The organism is Yokenella regensburgei ATCC 49455, from assembly GCF_000735455.1.
GTDB lineage: Bacteria > Pseudomonadota > Gammaproteobacteria > Enterobacterales > Enterobacteriaceae > Yokenella > Yokenella regensburgei.
Genome location: NZ_JMPS01000015.1, coordinates 1 through 16,188 on the forward strand (window position 1 = coordinate 1; position 16,188 = coordinate 16,188).

General features: G+C 55.4%; 12 protein-coding genes and 1 riboswitch. Of the genes, 7 read left to right on the forward strand and 5 right to left on the reverse strand.

Features of this window, described 5'->3' with window-relative positions; translation table 11 throughout:
- Positions 1–234: 234 nt before the first annotated feature.
- Together murI and btuB are read right to left on the reverse strand one after the other, a co-directional pair.
- Entirely contained in the window at positions 235–1,086 is an 852-nt protein-coding gene (gene murI / locus GYRE_RS03550; RefSeq protein ID WP_038253037.1) for a glutamate racemase, read from the reverse strand.
- On the reverse strand, positions 1,031–2,869 hold the full coding sequence (gene btuB / locus GYRE_RS03555; RefSeq protein WP_038253038.1) for a TonB-dependent vitamin B12 receptor BtuB: 1,839 nt from the start codon (positions 2,867–2,869) through the stop codon (positions 1,031–1,033). The genes murI and btuB overlap by 56 nt, the downstream gene beginning before the upstream one ends.
- A 67-nt stretch (positions 2,870–2,936) precedes the next feature.
- Positions 2,937–3,136: riboswitch (cobalamin riboswitch) on the reverse strand.
- Positions 3,137–3,238: 102 nt separating this feature from the next.
- Here btuB and trmA point away from each other — a divergent pair.
- The gene (gene trmA, locus GYRE_RS03560) at positions 3,239–4,339 is read left to right on the forward strand and encodes a tRNA (uridine(54)-C5)-methyltransferase TrmA (RefSeq protein ID WP_006817908.1); all 1,101 of its coding nucleotides are present in this window, start codon (positions 3,239–3,241) and stop codon (positions 4,337–4,339) included.
- 37 nt (positions 4,340–4,376) lie between these two features.
- Here trmA and zapB read toward each other — a convergent pair whose 3' ends face one another.
- Complete coding sequence (gene zapB / locus GYRE_RS03565) at positions 4,377–4,622, reverse strand: septal ring assembly protein ZapB (protein ID WP_006817909.1); 246 nt, start codon at positions 4,620–4,622, stop codon at positions 4,377–4,379.
- 424 nt (positions 4,623–5,046) lie between these two features.
- Between zapB and GYRE_RS03570 the strand changes: the two genes are divergently transcribed.
- Together GYRE_RS03570 and glpK are read left to right on the forward strand one after the other, a co-directional pair.
- Complete coding sequence (locus GYRE_RS03570) at positions 5,047–5,898, forward strand: MIP/aquaporin family protein (protein WP_006817910.1); 852 nt, start codon at positions 5,047–5,049, stop codon at positions 5,896–5,898.
- Positions 5,899–5,919: 21 nt separating this feature from the next.
- Positions 5,920–7,425 carry a glycerol kinase GlpK gene (glpK, locus tag GYRE_RS03575; RefSeq protein ID WP_006817911.1) on the forward strand — a complete coding sequence of 502 codons (1,506 nt, stop codon included), beginning with the start codon at positions 5,920–5,922 and terminating at the stop codon, positions 7,423–7,425.
- A 61-nt stretch (positions 7,426–7,486) separates the two neighbouring features.
- Here the strand turns inward: glpK and gltS are convergent, their stop codons facing one another.
- A complete protein-coding gene (gene gltS / locus GYRE_RS03580; RefSeq protein WP_006817912.1) occupies positions 7,487–8,689 on the reverse strand; it encodes a sodium/glutamate symporter in 1,203 nt (400 codons plus the stop codon).
- A 297-nt stretch (positions 8,690–8,986) separates the two neighbouring features.
- Here gltS and GYRE_RS03585 point away from each other — a divergent pair, with 297 nt between their 5' ends.
- The 4 genes from GYRE_RS03585 (at position 8,987) to GYRE_RS03600 (ending at position 15,352) form a co-directional block, all read left to right on the forward strand.
- Positions 8,987–10,378: a nucleobase:cation symporter-2 family protein gene (locus GYRE_RS03585; RefSeq protein ID WP_038253043.1), complete on the forward strand. Its 1,392-nt coding sequence runs from the start codon at positions 8,987–8,989 to the stop codon at positions 10,376–10,378.
- Between the two features lie 118 nt (positions 10,379–10,496).
- On the forward strand, positions 10,497–12,212 hold the full coding sequence (locus GYRE_RS03590) for an AsmA family protein (RefSeq protein ID WP_038253045.1): 1,716 nt from the start codon (positions 10,497–10,499) through the stop codon (positions 12,210–12,212).
- Positions 12,213–12,388: 176 nt separating this feature from the next.
- The gene (locus GYRE_RS03595) at positions 12,389–13,960 is read left to right on the forward strand and encodes a PTS transporter subunit EIIC (protein WP_038253047.1); all 1,572 of its coding nucleotides are present in this window, start codon (positions 12,389–12,391) and stop codon (positions 13,958–13,960) included.
- Between the two features lie 12 nt (positions 13,961–13,972).
- Positions 13,973–15,352: a family 4 glycosyl hydrolase gene (locus tag GYRE_RS03600; RefSeq protein ID WP_038253049.1), complete on the forward strand. Its 1,380-nt coding sequence runs from the start codon at positions 13,973–13,975 to the stop codon at positions 15,350–15,352.
- Here GYRE_RS03600 and GYRE_RS03605 read toward each other — a convergent pair.
- Entirely contained in the window at positions 15,321–16,094 is a 774-nt protein-coding gene (locus tag GYRE_RS03605) for a MurR/RpiR family transcriptional regulator (protein WP_006817917.1), read from the reverse strand. The two genes, GYRE_RS03600 and GYRE_RS03605, sit on opposite strands and share 32 nt — an antisense overlap.
- Between the last annotated feature and the right edge of the window lie 94 nt (positions 16,095–16,188).

Consider the following 16,188-nt stretch of genomic DNA (forward strand, 5'->3'; position numbering starts at 1 on the left):
GCAGCGCGGCTTTCGCTCACCGTTGCGAGGTCCCGTATAATACGTTTTCCTCATTCAGAGTCAAGCGTTTATTTTCACTTTTCTCTGTGGCGTTCATCTCTGAACCCCGCTAACCCGGCGGCTTGTAGGCCGTTGTTCCGTGTCAGTGGAGGCGCATTATAGGGAGTTCTGCGGCGTTGACAAGTCCTGTTTTCAAAAAACTTTTCAACCGTTTCTTTTTTGTGCAAACGCTCGCTAAACAGCCAGTTTTTCGAGCCTTTCGAAGCCATAACGCTGCAAAACGGGTAAAAGTTGTTCAGTTTCTGCCGTTAGCGCCATACAAAAAGCGATATTGGTGTCGGCAGACTTCGCATCCGGTGCTTCATGTTCTAATAACCAGGCCGTGCGACGGGCAATAGCCGCCCCGGAATCGATAAGGCGCGTTCCTTCCGGCAGCACCTGCATAAGCTCTTCCTGTAATAGAGGGAAGTGTGTGCAGCCGAGTACCACGGTATCCGGTGGTTCCTGCATCCGCAGCCACGGGCGAAGAATACGACGCAACTCGTCGAGCGATACCGGCTCACCGTGGAGCTTCGCTTCCGCGAGCTCTACCAGCTCGGCCGAGCCCAGCATCTCAATGCGGCACTCATTTGCAAAACGATCGATAAGCTCACGTGTATAAGGACGCTTCACCGTGCCGCGCGTTGCCAGCAGGCCAACAATGCCGTTCGCCGTCAGTCGCGCCGCGGGTTTAATCGCAGGCACCACGCCGACAACCGGGAAGGCAAACTTTTCGCGTAATGCGGGAAGGGAAACGGTACTTGCGGTGTTACAGGCAATAACCGCCAGCGCCAGCGGGTAGCGTTGCTGTACGGCAGTAACGATTTCAACGACACGCTCAACGATAAACTCTTCACTTTTCTCTCCATAAGGAAAGGCGACGTTATCGAAAGCATAAACATAATGGAGATCCGGCATCAGGTGCCGGATCTCATCATAAACCGACAACCCACCGACACCGGAATCAAAGACCAGTACGGTGGGACGTGGATTAGAAGGTGTAGCTGCCAGACAAGGTGTATTCTCGTCCTGCAGTTTGATAGCCATAAACTGTCTCGTAATCTTTATCGAACAGGTTAGCTATTTTACCACGAACTGTCAGATGTGAGGTGACCGGATACGACAATCCGATATCCCACAGGCTCACACCACCCAATTTGACCTCACGAGAGTTATCGTAGTCATAATCATAACGTTGACCGATGTACTGATAGACCACATCCCAGCCGAGATCGTAAATCTGCCCCGTCAGCTCATACTTCACCTGCTGCTTGGCACGGCGATATAACGTTTTATTGGTTTCATCGTCACGCGGGTCAACATATTGCAGCGTCAAATGGTGATCCACCGGGCCGGTAGTGACATTACCCGTCCACTCCATACCCTTGATGGTGGCCGACTTCACGTTGTAGTAGGCGCTATTGTTGTAGTCGATGAGGTTCTGAATATCGTAATGGTAAGCAGACAGGCGCCAGTCAACCGGCCCGGTCAGGCCTTCAAGCCCGGCTTCCCACTGTTTTGATTCTTCCGGTTTCAGATTCGGGTTTGAGGAGATACCGAAGCGATCCGCACCGTACTGCTGTCCCAGAGAAGGGGCAAGGAACCCCGTACCGTAAGAAAGCGTGGTCCGGTAGCCGTCGATAAACTCCCAGCCTGCCGCCGTCTGCCAGGTACCATGCCAGCCAAACTGCTCATCGTGATCTTCACGACCAGAGGCCTCCAGCGTCACCGTATCAATCTGCTGTTGCCCGGTCAGGTACAGGCCGGTGGTATCACGTTTATAGACATCGGTGCTGGTCGTGCCGGTGGAGCGCAGCTTCTCCTGCTTCCAGTCAACGCCGCCGCTTATAGCACCATGGCCTACTTCAACGTTGTTCCCCCACTGGATATAACGCTGCTCAATATCGTCGAGGCTGGAGCCTGAGGCATAACGCCCGGTCTGGCTACTGTAGTTGTAGTCTTTGCTGCGCTGATAGTTAGCCACCAGCTGAGAAGAGTAGATGCCGGAGTTAAAGTGCATTCCGGTATCCCACGACTGGCTGTAGTTCTGATGTTCATCGTTCCCACCGTCGTAACCCCAGTTACCCTGGTCATAATCGGCGTTAGAAGAATAACCATAGCCACGGAAGAAACCGGAAAGATTGTCGTTGAACTTGTGCTGTACGCCGCCCCACAGCAGCTTATTGCGATAGCCATCGCGATCGCTGTCACCTGGGTAGGTTGAATTCGGCTGAACGTTAAACCCTTTGGTGGTCTGGTACGCCCCGGCAGCGGTGACTACTGTATCGCCAAAACGCTGATTGAAGGTACCATCATAGGTCTGATAGCCGTTGGTCCCCATCCCGGCGTTAATTTGCGAACGCGCGGAGTCGGTCATGGTGATGATGTTCACCACGCCACCAATCGCACCGGAACCGTACACCGCAGAGCGTGGGCCGCGGATGTATTCGATACGCTGTACCAGCGACACCGGGATCTGATCGATATCGGAGTTGTTCGAAATACCCGGGCGCGCCATCGGCACGCCATCCACCAGCACCAGCACATGGCGGGCTTCGGTACCACGTACAAACAGAGAAGAGCTCTGACCCATTCCACCGTTTTGCGCCACATCAACACCCGGCAGGCGACGCATCACATCCAGCACCGTTTTTGACTGCCAGCGCTCAATGTCTTCTTTTGTCACGATATTGGTGGGGGCCAGCACGGTGTTGACCGGCTGCTGAAAACGGTTGGCGGTAACGACCATGGTGTCAGGGGCACTGTCCTGCGCCCAGCCAGAAAATGCCGTGGCGGACAATGCCGTCAACAGCGAAGCTTTTTTAATCATTATAAAAAGCATCCAGTAAATAAGAAGGATGCCGCGGGTTTCATCTATAGCACGCGATGAGGAAACCTGATGCGACGTAATTCCGGCAGGTCTTCGGGCTTAGGGGTGATCTCGTGAAATCGAGAATAAAGGATGATGACTTCCCGCTTTATTAAGCAGTGTCTGCTACCTGGCACTCATCCCACCGTCTTTACCGCTGCGCGTCAGCTCCAGATTTGCACTGGATTCCCTTTTCACTCACAGGAGACCGGAAACATAATGCTACAATTAGCGACATATAGAAGTCCAGACTGCTGTTAACCATTATGTCTGGACATCCCCGGCACAATCCCTACAATCGCCGCGTACTTTTATTATTCAGGATGCATCATGACCCCCGAACACCTTCCTACCGAACAATATGAAGCGCAGCTGGCCGAGAAAGTCGTGCGTCTGCAAAAAATGATGGCGCCGTTTAATGCGCCGGTTCCGGAAGTGTATCGTTCACCGGTCAGTCACTACCGCATGCGCGCCGAGTTCCGGGTATGGCACGACGGCGACGACCTGTACCACATTATTTTCGATAGCGAGACCAAATCGCGCATTCGCGTCGACAGTTTCCCGGCAGCCAGCGAGCTGATTAACCAGCTCATGACCGCCATTCTTGAGGGCGTGCGCAACAACCGCACCCTGCGTCATAAGCTGTTCCAGATTGACTACCTGACGACCATGAGCAATCAGGCGGTGGTGTCGCTGCTGTACCATAAAAAGCTGGACGACGAGTGGCGTCAGGAAGCAGAAGCCCTGCGCGATTCACTGCGTGCGCAAAACCTCAACGTGCATCTGATTGGCCGGGCAACCAAAACGAAAATCATGCTCGATCAGGACTACATTGATGAGCGTTTACCGGTGGGCGGGCGCGAAATGATCTATCGTCAGGTAGAGAACAGCTTCACCCAGCCGAACGCCGCGATGAACGTGCAGATGCTTGAGTGGGCGCTCGATACCACCAAAAACGCCACCGGCGATCTGCTGGAGCTGTATTGCGGCAACGGTAACTTCTCGCTGGCGCTGGCGCGTAACTTCAACCGCGTACTGGCAACGGAAATCGCCAAACCGTCAGTGGCTTCGGCGCAGTACAACATTGCCGCTAACCACATTGATAACGTGCAGATTATTCGTATGTCGGCGGAAGAGTTTACACAGGCGATGAACGGCGTACGCGAATTCAACCGTCTGGAAGGGATTGATTTGAAGAGCTACCAGTGCGAAACGATTTTCGTTGATCCACCGCGTAGCGGTCTCGATGCCGAGACAGAAAAGATGGTGCAGGCATACCCGCGGATTCTGTACATTTCCTGTAATCCGGAAACGCTGTGCAAGAATCTGGAGACATTAGGCCAGACGCACAAAGTCACACGCCTGGCGCTGTTCGATCAGTTCCCCTACACCCATCATATGGAGTGTGGCGTCCTGCTGGAACGTCAGTAAAACAACGGCGGCCCTCCGTGTTGCGAGGGCCCGCGTCTTACACTTCTTCCATACGGCCCAGTAACGCCTGCAGGCGATCCTGCCAGCCCTGCTGCTGTTCACGCAGCTGGCCGTTTTCGCGCTCCAGGTCTTCACGACCGTGCTGAGCAGACTGCACTTCCTGCGCCAGCGAGTTATTCTTTTCTTTCAGCTCTTCGATTTCCATCTGCAACAGAGTGATGGTATCAATCGCCTGCTGTACTTTTGCTTCCAGTTTCTCAAACACTTCTAATGACATCGTCATACCTCTCCTGAACGTGCAAGGCGTTGATCTCGTCCCGGAACCCCGGCGACGCCTTAACGAAAATATACGCGCACTACTATAGGCCCCGATTGTATGAAGCCCCGGCGCTGCTGTCCAGCGACAAGCCGCGCAGATTGCGGATAGCGAGTATTTTCAGTCTAGACCTGGAGCATTAGCGGCATATACCCCTAAATTGTTAATTTAATCGTTAATGAAATGATTCAGCTCACACTTTCAGGAACATCTCAAAAACGTGCTCCATGGCGCGAAAACGCTCATTTTATGACGTAGTACACACATTTTGATTTCGATATTTCTCGTTTTTGCTCGTTAACGATAAATTAACACCATGCCTACATGGCATCATGGTCGTCTTTGACCTCCATGAACACAATAATCCTCACTACGTCTTCAGGATCCGATTATGAGCCAGACATCAACCTTAAAAGGCCAGTGCATCGCAGAGTTTCTTGGTACCGGCTTGTTGATATTTTTCGGCGTTGGGTGTGTTGCGGCGCTTAAAGTAGCAGGCGCCAGCTTCGGGCAGTGGGAAATCAGCATCATCTGGGGTCTGGGCGTGGCGATGGCCATCTACCTGACCGCAGGGGTTTCCGGCGCTCATCTCAACCCGGCAGTTACTATTGCACTGTGGCTGTTTGCGTGCTTTGACGGGCGTAAAGTTGTTCCTTTCATTATTTCTCAAGTTGCCGGCGCCTTTTGCGCAGCGGCGTTGGTTTACGGGCTTTACTACAATCTTTTCTACAACTTCGAACAAACGCACAATATGGTGCGCGGCAGCGTCGAAAGCCTCGAGCTTGCCGGTATTTTCTCCACTTACCCTAACCCACATATCAATTTTGTGCAGGCCTTCGCGGTAGAAATGGTCATTACGGCTATCCTGATGGGTCTGATTCTGGCACTGACCGATGATGGCAACGGCGTACCGCGTGGACCGCTGGCACCGCTGCTGATTGGTTTACTGATTGCCGTGATTGGTGCCTCCATGGGGCCGCTGACCGGATTCGCGATGAACCCGGCGCGTGATTTTGGACCAAAAATGTTTGCCTGGCTGGCAGGATGGGGCAAGGTCGCCTTCACCGGTGGTCGAGACATTCCTTACTTCCTGGTACCCGTATTTGCGCCGATCGTCGGTGCTGCACTGGGTGCGTTCTGCTATCGCAAATTCATTGGCCGCCATTTGCCGTGCGATGTTTGTGAGGTTGAAGAAAAAGATGCAGCCAAATCAACTTCATCGCAGCAAAATGCTTCGCTGTAATCTGACTACGGGATACACACTATGACCGATAAAAAATATATCGTTGCGCTCGACCAGGGTACAACCAGCTCCCGCGCCGTCGTGATGGATCACGATGCCAACATCGTCAGCGTTTCACAGCGCGAATTCGAACAAATTTATCCTAAGCCAGGCTGGGTTGAACACGACCCGATGGAAATCTGGGCATCCCAGAGCTCAACGCTGGTCGAAGTGCTGGCAAAAGCGGACATCAACTCCGACGAAATCGCCGCTATCGGCATCACCAACCAGCGTGAAACCACCATCGTCTGGGATCGTGAAACCGGTAAACCGATTTATAACGCCATCGTCTGGCAGTGTCGCCGTACCGCAGACATCTGCGAGCAGCTCAAGCGTGACGGCATGGAAGAGTACATCCGCAAGGCGACCGGCCTGGTGGTGGACCCGTACTTCTCCGGAACCAAAGTGAAGTGGATCCTCGACCACGTTGAAGGCTCCCGCGAGCGTGCAAAACGCGGCGAACTGCTGTTCGGTACCGTGGACACCTGGCTTATCTGGAAGATGACCCAGGGCCGCGTACACGTCACCGACTACACCAACGCCTCCCGTACCATGCTGTTCAACATCCACGACCTGGACTGGGATGACAAAATGCTCGACGCGCTGGACATCCCGCGCGCCATGCTGCCGGAAGTGCGCAAGTCTTCCGAAGTGTACGGCCAGACCAACATCGGTGGTAAAGGCGGCACGCGTATTCCTATCTCCGGCATCGCTGGTGACCAGCAGGCGGCGCTGTTTGGCCAGCTGTGCGTGAAAGAAGGGATGGCGAAGAATACCTATGGTACCGGCTGCTTTATGCTGATGAACACCGGTGAGAAAGCGGTGAAATCTGAGAACGGCCTGCTGACCACCATCGCCTGCGGCCCGACCGGCGAAGTGAACTACGCGCTGGAAGGTGCGGTGTTCATGGCGGGTGCCTCCATCCAGTGGCTGCGCGATGAAATGAAACTCATCAGCGATGCGTTCGACTCCGAGTACTTTGCGACCAAAGTGAAGAACACCAACGGCGTGTACGTTGTGCCAGCCTTTACCGGCCTGGGCGCACCATACTGGGACCCGTATGCTCGTGGCGCCATCTTCGGCCTGACTCGCGGCGTAAACTCTAACCACATCATCCGCGCGACGCTTGAATCCATTGCCTACCAGACTCGTGATGTTCTGGAAGCGATGCAGGCAGACTCCGGCATTCGTCTGCACGCCCTGCGCGTTGACGGCGGTGCGGTAGCCAACAACTTCCTGATGCAGTTCCAGGCCGATATTCTCGGTGCTCGCGTTGAGCGTCCGGAAGTGCGTGAAGTGACCGCGTTGGGTGCAGCGTATCTCGCTGGCCTGGCGGTGGGCTTCTGGCAGAACCTGGACGAGCTGCAGGAGAAAGCGGTGATTGAGCGTGAATTCCGCCCGGGCATTGAAACTACCGAGCGTAACGTGCTTTACAGCGGCTGGAAAAAAGCGGTGAAACGTTCACTGGCGTGGGAAGATCACGACTAAGAAAGCGGATAAGCGTAGTGCATCCGACAAAAAGCCCCGTATTTACGGGGCTTTTTCTTTATCAGCCAAACATTGGCAACATCAGATACAGCTTAATCACCAGCGCGTTGACGATATCGATGAAGAACGCACCCACCATCGGTACCACCAGGAAGGCCATATGGGATGGGCCAAAACGCTCGGTAATTGCCTGCATGTTGGCAATCGCCGTTGGCGTTGCGCCGAGGCCAAAGCCGCAGTGTCCGGCCGCCAGCACCGCCGCATCGTAGTTTTTACCCATCATTCGCCAGGTCACGAAGATGGCATACAGCGCCATCGCCACGGTTTGTACCGCGAGGATAATCAGCATCGGCAGCGCCAGCGAAGCAAGTTCCCACAGCTTCAGGCTCATCAGCGCCATGGCGAGGAACAACGACAGCGACACGTTGCCCAACACCGACACCGCACGCTCAAAGACACGATAAAAACCAATCAGCGCCAGGCCGTTACTCAGGATCACACCAATAAACAGCACACAGACGAACGTCGGCAGTTCGAAGGCGGTGCCCAGCAGCAGTTGCGCCACCACTTTACCGACCGTCAGACAGATGGCGATAAGCGCGATGGTTTCAATCAGTACCAGCGAGGTGATCATGCGACCAACGTCCGGCTTTTCGAACGCCGTCGGCACTTCCTGGTCATCCGGCGTACCGTTCGGTGTGGAAGAGTGTTTCACCAGATAGCGCGCCACCGGGCCGCCAATCAGGCCGCCCAGCACCAGACCAAAGGTGGCGCAGGCCATCGCCACTTCGGTGGCATTGGCAAAGCCGTAGCGTTCGCTAAAGAGCTTGCTCCATGCCGCCCCGGTACCGTGACCGCCGGAGAGGGTGATAGAGCCCGCGAGCAGGCCCATCAGCGGATCCAGGCCGAGGATTTTCGCCATCCCGATACCAATGGCGTTTTGCATCAGCAGCAAACCAACCACCACAATCAGGAATGTACCCAGCACTTTGCCGCCAGAGCGCAGGCTCGCCAGGTTGGCGTTCAGACCAATGGTGGCGAAGAAGGCCAGCATCAGCGGGTCTTTCAGGCTCATATCGAAATCAATTTCGATACCCATGCTTTTTTTGAGCACCAGCAGCGCCAGTGCGGTTAACAGCCCGCCCGCGACGGGTTCAGGGATAGTGTATTTTTTGAAAAGGGGGACGGTATGGACCAGTTTGCGCCCCAAAAGCAGCACTAACGTGGCCGCGACGAGCGTCGATAAGGTGTCGAGGTGAAACATAGAAAGCTCCTTATTAGCGCATGATCCATTCACACGCGATTTCATTATTCCTGTGCCGATTACGTCTCTTCATGAGAAATCAGGAGCCGGATTTTAATCAAAAAACAGCCTAAAACGACAGAAAAAATGTACTAGCTCTCATCGAATTTGCGACCAAACTTGCAGCAGATAAATAAAAATCCGCTGCCCGGGCTGTTGCGTAAATTATTGGTCTACACAGTGGCAAACGTTTGCTTTTACCTGGCAGTCAGATAAAATCCCCCACTTCCAAATTGTTCCACCACGGGAATGCCTCAGATGTCAGTCAACACCCTCGAGTCTGAACGTGCGCAACCGGTTGCGCAGACTCACAACAGCGAACTCATCTATCGCCTTGAAGATCGTCCGCCCTTGCCTCAAACCCTGTTCGCCGCGTTTCAGCACCTGCTGGCGATGTTTGTGGCGGTCATCACGCCTGCGCTGCTCATCTGCCAGGCGCTGGGATTACCGGCGGAAGATACTCAACACATCATCAGCATGTCGCTGTTCGCCTCCGGGGTGGCTTCCATCATCCAGATCAAAGCCTGGGGCCCGGTAGGCTCTGGTCTGCTGTCGATTCAGGGCACCAGCTTTAACTTCGTGGCGCCGCTTATCATGGGCGGTACGGCGCTAAAAACCGGCGGTGCCGACGTACCGACGATGATGGCCGCGCTGTTTGGCACCCTGATGCTGGCAAGCTTTACCGAGATGGCGCTGTCCCGTGTGCTGCACCTGGCGCGCCGCGTCATCACCCCGCTGGTTTCCGGCGTGGTGGTGATGATTATCGGTCTGTCGCTGATTCAGGTTGGTTTAACCTCCATCGGCGGTGGCTATGCCGCAATGAGCGATAACACCTTTGGCGCACCGAAGAACCTGCTGCTGGCCGGTATCGTTCTCGCTCTTATCATCATTCTTAACCGTCAGCGCAACCCGTATCTGCGCATCGCCTCGCTGGTTATCGCTATGGCCGCGGGTTATCTGGCCGCCTGGCTGATGGACATGCTGCCCGCCAACACCGCACCGACCAACGGCAGCCTCATAACTATTCCGACGCCGCTGTACTACGGCCTGGGCATCGACTGGAATCTGCTGCTGCCGCTGATGCTGGTGTTCATGATCACCTCGCTGGAAACGATCGGCGATATCACCGCGACTTCCGACGTCTCTGAACAGCCGGTTTCCGGCCCGCTGTACATGAAGCGTCTGAAGGGCGGCGTACTGGCGAACGGCCTGAACTCCTGCGTTTCGGCGGTGTTCAACACCTTCCCGAACTCCTGCTTTGGGCAGAACAACGGCGTTATTCAGCTTACCGGCGTTGCCAGCCGCTATGTGGGTTTTGTGGTAGCGCTGATGCTTATTCTGCTCGGCCTGTTCCCGGCGGTGAGTGGTTTCGTCCAGCACATTCCTGAGCCGGTACTCGGCGGTGCGACGCTGGTGATGTTCGGTACCATCGCGGCCTCCGGCGTGCGTATCGTTTCCCGCGAGCCGCTGAACCGCCGCGCGATCCTGATTATCGCCCTCTCCCTGGCGGTTGGCCTCGGCGTTTCTCAGCAGCCGCAGATCCTGCAGTTCGCCCCGGACTGGCTGAAAAACCTGCTCTCCTCCGGCATTGCTGCCGGCGGTATCACCGCGATTGTTCTGAATCTGGTCTTCCCCCCAGAGAAGGAGTAATCCCCGCACGGCGGTGGTTCTCCCCACCGCCGTGACACTGTTTTTCATCATTCCTTCCTTGAGGATTGCACATAAATCGTGCATAACTGCCTTATGTGCCCTCACAGGATGGAAGACCATGAAATTTCTCGGAAAGCTCATTCTCTGGTTACTCATCGCCCTGCTGGTGGTCATTCTTATCGCTTATTTCCTGCTGCAAACCCGCTGGGGTGCACGCCAGGTCAGCGCCTGGGTGAGTGATAACACGGGCTATCAGTTGACCTTCGAGGCGATGGATCATCGCTTCTCCTCGCCCTCACATATCCTGCTGAAAAACGTCACCTTCGGGCGCGACGGCAAACCGGCCACTCTGGTTGCGAGGACGGTGGATATCGGCCTTGGTAGTCGTCAGCTTACCGATCCGCTGCATGCCGACACCATTTTGCTGCAGGACGGCACCCTCAATCTCTCTCCGGCTACCGCGCCGCTGCCCTTTGAGGCCGACCATCTGCGGCTCAGCAACATGGCATTTAACAGCCCGCTGACGGCATGGTCGCTCAGTGCCCAGCGCGTGAGCGGCGGCGTGAGCCCGTGGCAGCCGGAGGCGGGTAACGTATTAGGCAAAAAAGCCACGATTGAAATGAGCGCCGGATCGATGAGCCTCAACGGCGTGCCGGCCAGCAACGTGCTGATTCAGGGCACGCTCGATAACGACGTGGTCACCCTCAGCACGCTCGGTGCCGACATGGCCCGCGGCTCGCTCACCGGCACCGCCCGGCGCAACGCCGACGGCAGTTGGGTGATAGATACCCTGCGCCTCGACGACATCCGTCTGCAGAGCGACAAATCGATAGCCGACTTTTTCGCCCCGCTCACCACCGTGCCATCGCTGCAGATCGGTCGCCTCGAGGTCACCGACGCCAGCCTGCAGGGGCCGGACTGGGCGGTCGCCGATCTCGACCTGAGTTTGCGCAACCTGACCCTCAGCAAGGGCAGCTGGCAAAGCGAGGACGGTAAAATCTCAATGAACGCCAGCGAAGCCATCTGGGGCTCGCTGCACCTTCTCGGCCCGATTGTGAACGCTGAGCTCTCACCGCAGGGCGTCATGCTTCGCCAGTTTACCTCCCGCTGGGAAGGCGGGATGGTGCGCACCTCCGGTACCTGGAGCCGTAGCGACAGCGCGCTGGCGCTCGACGATCTCGCCGTGGCCGGGCTCGAATACACCCTGCCGAAGAACTGGAAGACTCTGTGGATGACGCCAATGCCGGCGTGGCTTAACAGCCTGACGCTGAAAAAGTTTGGCGCTAACCGCAACCTGATTATCGATATCGACCCGGCGTTCCCGTGGCAAATCACCTCCCTCGACGGCTACGGCGCCAACCTGCAGCTGATAAAAGACCATCAGTGGGGCGTGTGGAGCGGCAGCGCCACGCTGAACGGTTCCGCCGCCACTTTTAACCGCGTCGACGTGCGTCGTCCGTCGCTGACCCTCGCCGCCAATGCGTCAACGGTCAATATCAGCGAACTCAGCGCGTTTACGGAAAAAGGGCTGCTCGAAGCCACCGCGGCGGTATCACAGTTACCGCAGCGCCAGGTTAACGTCAGCCTCAACGGTCGCGGTATTCCACTTAACGTGTTGCAGGCCTGGGGCTGGCCCGCGCTGCCGATTTCCGGCGACGGTAATATCCAGCTCACCGCCAGCGGCAGCGTGCAGGACAGCCAACCGTTAAAACCGACGGTGAACGGCCAGCTGAAAGCGGTTAACGCCAGCCAGCAGCAGGTAAGCCAGACGATGCACAACGGCGTGGTCACCACGGCCCCGGTTGCAGCCCCAGCGACAACGCCCACCCCATAATTCCTCCCAGGCCCGCGTTTATGCGGGCCTTATCACGAAACCTGTGCACATTTTGTGGCTGTTTGTACCTATTTCCCGCAACGGGTTCCGCCGCGATTAAGGACTTGCTATAACACCTTTATTGGAAGTGCATTCAAATAATTAAAAACACCCTACAATAATCAGGAATAACCACTATGTCTGGAATACGTCAACGTATCCTGGAGAATATGCAACGATTCTCCAGAGCAATGATCGGCGCAGTCTTGTTCTTGCCTGTCATCGGTTTAATTCTTGCCTTAAGTTCTGTATTAACTAACCCTACTTTAATTCCTGAAACCAGTTTTTTACATCATCTCGGCCAGTTATTAGGTGATACGTTCTGGCCATTATTCGGTAATTTAGGATTATTATTCTGTGTCGGTATCAGCTATGGGCTGGCAAAGGATAAAAAAACCGAAGTCGCGCTGGTCGCGGTAATGTGTTTTATTATGTTCCTCGGCGCCAACCACTCCTGGCTCGAATATACCCACGGCATTGCTGAAAAAATTAACGGTGAATATTACGGTACCGGCCAGACCCAGCTGTTAGGTTTTGTGGTGGTGGATATGGGGGTGTTTCTTGGGATTATTCTCGGCTGCACCATCGCCTGGGTACACAATAAGGTCACCGCGGTGGAACTGCCCGGTGCGCTCTCGATGTACGGCGGCGCCAAGCTGACCCTGATTGCCATGACCCCGGTGATTATCTTCTACGCCATCGCCTTCACCTGGATCTGGCCGTTTATGACCCACGGCATCAGTGCACTCACCGGCTTTATGAAGAATGCGGGCGTGGCGGGGGTGTTTGTATACGGCTTCTTTGAAAAATTCCTCATCCCGACCGGCCTGCACCACTTCGTCTGGTCGCCGTTCCAGCTGACGCAAATCGGCGGCACCCTGAGCGTGGATGGTCAAACCGTCTCCGGCACCCAGGCAATTTTCCTCGCCTATATGCGCCACCCGGACCTGACGCCGGTCATGAACGACGCCCTGCGCTTCTCACAGCAGGGAATGACCACCATCTTCGGCCTTGCCGGGGCTTCGCTGGCCTTCTATCACACCGCGAAGCCGGAGAAAAAGGTGCTGGCGAAAGCGATCCTGCTGCCCGCGATTATTACCTCGATGCTGACCGGCATTACCGAGCCTATTGAGTTCACCTTCCTGTTTGTCTCTCCGCTGCTGTGGGTTATTCACGCCACGCTCACCGCCGCTTCTCAGGCGATTTGCGACATCTTTACCGTGCGCCCGTGGGGAGCATCAGGACTCATTGAGTTCTTAATTTATAACCTGCCGCTACCGGTTTCATTAACCCGCTGGCCGATGTATGTGGTGATTGGTATCGGGCAGTTTGCGGTGTACTACGTTATTTTCCGCACGCTGGTCGTGAAGCTGAATCTGAAAACACCGGGCCGGGAAGATGACGATGGCGTCAAACTTTATAACAAAGAAGATTATCGCCAGAAAATAAAACAGCATGCCCAGAGTAATCATTCCGCCATTGACGACATTATTAAAGGCCTTGGCGGCAAAGCGAATATTATTTCCGTCGATAACTGCTTCACCCGTTTACGCGTCGCTATCCATGACATGACGCTTATCGACGATGTTCTGTTAAAAAGCACCGGTGCCAACGGCGTGGTGCGCAACCGCAATGAAATACAAGTGGTCTATGGCGTCAGAGTTGGGCAAGTGCGTTCACATGTGGACACCTGGCTTGCCAATAATTGATTGGGAGAAATCATGAAATTAACCGTAATCGGGGGCGGCGGCGTCCGCTCCGCATTCCTGGCAAAATCACTGGCTTATAATGCGCATCGTATTGGTTTACAGGAGGTGGTCTTTCTCGACAGCGCCGAAGATAACCTGGCGACCTTCGGCGAAATTGCACGCTACGTGTTTAACACCATCCGCCCGGACATTCATTTTTCGCTGATGACCGATCCGGTCGCGGCCATCAAGGACGCCAATTTCGTTATCACCACCCTGCGCGTGGGCGGTGATGAGAGCCGCATCCGTGACGAACGCATTGCTCTAGAACACAACACCCTCGGACAGGAGACCACCGGCGCGGGCGGCTTCGCGATGGCGATGCGCTCCATTCCGGCCATCCTTAACTATTGCCAGCTGATTGAAGCCCACGCCGCGCCGGATGCGATCCTCTTTAACTTCACAAATCCGTCGGGGCTGGTCACTGAAGCGATTATTAAATCCGGTTTTCAGCGCCGGGTGTACGGTATCTGCGATGCGCCGTCGGAGCTTATCCGCGAGCTTCCGGCCATTCTGCACTGCGATGAACGCGACCTGAAGGTAGAGTGCTACGGCCTGAACCATTTCTCATGGTTTACCCACTTCACGGTAAAGGGGGAAGACGTTACCGAGCGGCTTATCAACGACCCGGCGCTGTATCGCCACACCGCGATGCAGTACTTCTCGCCGGAGCTGGTTCAGCTGTGCGACAAGCAGCTGCTCAACGAATATCTCTATTACTACTACTACCGGGAAGTGGCGCTGAAAGCGATTCAGGACGCGCCAGAAACCCGCGGTGAGCAGATTGCACGTATCAACCGCGACATGCGCCAGGAGCTTGCCAGTGTAGACGTGAAAGCTCATCCGGAGCAGGCGTTCGATATCTGGATGAAGCACTACCTGCGTCGTGAAAACAGCTACATGCAGAATGAGTCGCAGCAGGAGAAGTTCAACACCCGCGCACCGCTGACCCTGCAGCAGTTTATCGAAGAGCCCGATACCGGCGGCTATGCGGGCGTGGCGCTCGATATCCTCGAGGCGGTCAACAGCGACACCAGCAAGCGAATTGTGGTGTCACTCTCGAACAACGGCACGCTCGATTTCCTGCAACCGGATGACGTGATTGAAATCAGCTGCGATCTCAGCAAATCGGGACTGAAGCCGGTCACACCGAAGCAGGTACCGGTGGCGCAGAAGAACATGATTTCCTGCGTAAAAGAGTACGAGCGGCTGGCGGTGGCGGCGATCCTCAACCGCGATCGCGCGCTGGCGGTACGCGCCCTGATGGCGCACCCGCTGGTCGGCTCCTGGTCACTGGCGCAAACGCTGGTGACGGCGTACCTCAGCGATCGCCACGGTCAGGAGTGGCGCTAAATCTGGCGGGGGCATCAGCCGGTGCCCCCGGTGAAACCTGCTTAAACCACAGCTTCAGCAGGTGCTCAAAACCGAGAATGCAGTAGCCAAAGAACGGGTTGCTCCAGTAGATATCGTCGTCATACTTCTGCGGATCATGGATGATAAAAGACATATCTGCCGCCTGCGCCAGCGGGCTCTGGTAGTCGCCGGTAAGGCAAATCAGGTCGATATCTTTACCTTCAATCGCCTTCACCCAGTTCAGCGCCGAGCTGCTGCGCCCGGATTTAGACACCAGCCAGATAGCGTCGAATGTTGTCGCGGTTTTCTGTTCAAGAATTTCATAGTCGGGCCACAGCGCCAGGCTGGCATTTACGCCAATCACCAGGAACTTATTATAAATATACTGCGCGATCAGCTGCGAAAAGCCGCTGCCGTGGATGAGAATGCGCTGATGCTGTAATCCGTTCAGGAGCGGCATCAGCCGTTCTGCGGGCTGAATATTCATAAACTCAACGTCGTTGGTGACGTCGAGCTTTGGCATCGTGATATTGAATTTGATGAAGTAAACCATCTCCAGCCAGCCGTTGAACTTCAGCTTTTTTGCCAGCCGGACGATGGAAGAAGGATTGCTGTAGCACTGTTCCGCCACCGTGCGAATACCGTCACGGATGCACTTCTCCGGGTCGGCCTGGATAACGCGCAGCACGGTAACTTCCGTTTTGCTGAGCTTGACGTCACGAAAGATATTTTCCAGTTCCATACCGCAACCCCGGGGAAATAAACGGGATTGTAATCGAAATGTAACTGCAAAGATGTGCCGCGCATCACCGGTTCTGGCCCCCGTTGAGGCCAGA

Coding starts and splice junctions, on each gene's coding strand:
- GYRE_RS03605 (WP_006817917.1), bottom strand. CDS start 16,094: ATGGAACTGGAAAATATCTTTCGTGACGTCAAGCTCAGCAAAACGGAA.
- GYRE_RS03585 (WP_038253043.1), top strand. CDS start 8,987: ATGTCAGTCAACACCCTCGAGTCTGAACGTGCGCAACCGGTTGCGCAG.
- gltS (WP_006817912.1), bottom strand. CDS start 8,689: ATGTTTCACCTCGACACCTTATCGACGCTCGTCGCGGCCACGTTAGTG.
- btuB (WP_038253038.1), bottom strand. CDS start 2,869: ATGATTAAAAAAGCTTCGCTGTTGACGGCATTGTCCGCCACGGCATTT.
- GYRE_RS03590 (WP_038253045.1), top strand. CDS start 10,497: ATGAAATTTCTCGGAAAGCTCATTCTCTGGTTACTCATCGCCCTGCTG.
- murI (WP_038253037.1), bottom strand. CDS start 1,086: ATGGCTATCAAACTGCAGGACGAGAATACACCTTGTCTGGCAGCTACA.
- trmA (WP_006817908.1), top strand. CDS start 3,239: ATGACCCCCGAACACCTTCCTACCGAACAATATGAAGCGCAGCTGGCC.
- GYRE_RS03570 (WP_006817910.1), top strand. CDS start 5,047: ATGAGCCAGACATCAACCTTAAAAGGCCAGTGCATCGCAGAGTTTCTT.
- GYRE_RS03595 (WP_038253047.1), top strand. CDS start 12,389: ATGTCTGGAATACGTCAACGTATCCTGGAGAATATGCAACGATTCTCC.
- zapB (WP_006817909.1), bottom strand. CDS start 4,622: ATGACGATGTCATTAGAAGTGTTTGAGAAACTGGAAGCAAAAGTACAG.
- GYRE_RS03600 (WP_038253049.1), top strand. CDS start 13,973: ATGAAATTAACCGTAATCGGGGGCGGCGGCGTCCGCTCCGCATTCCTG.
- glpK (WP_006817911.1), top strand. CDS start 5,920: ATGACCGATAAAAAATATATCGTTGCGCTCGACCAGGGTACAACCAGC.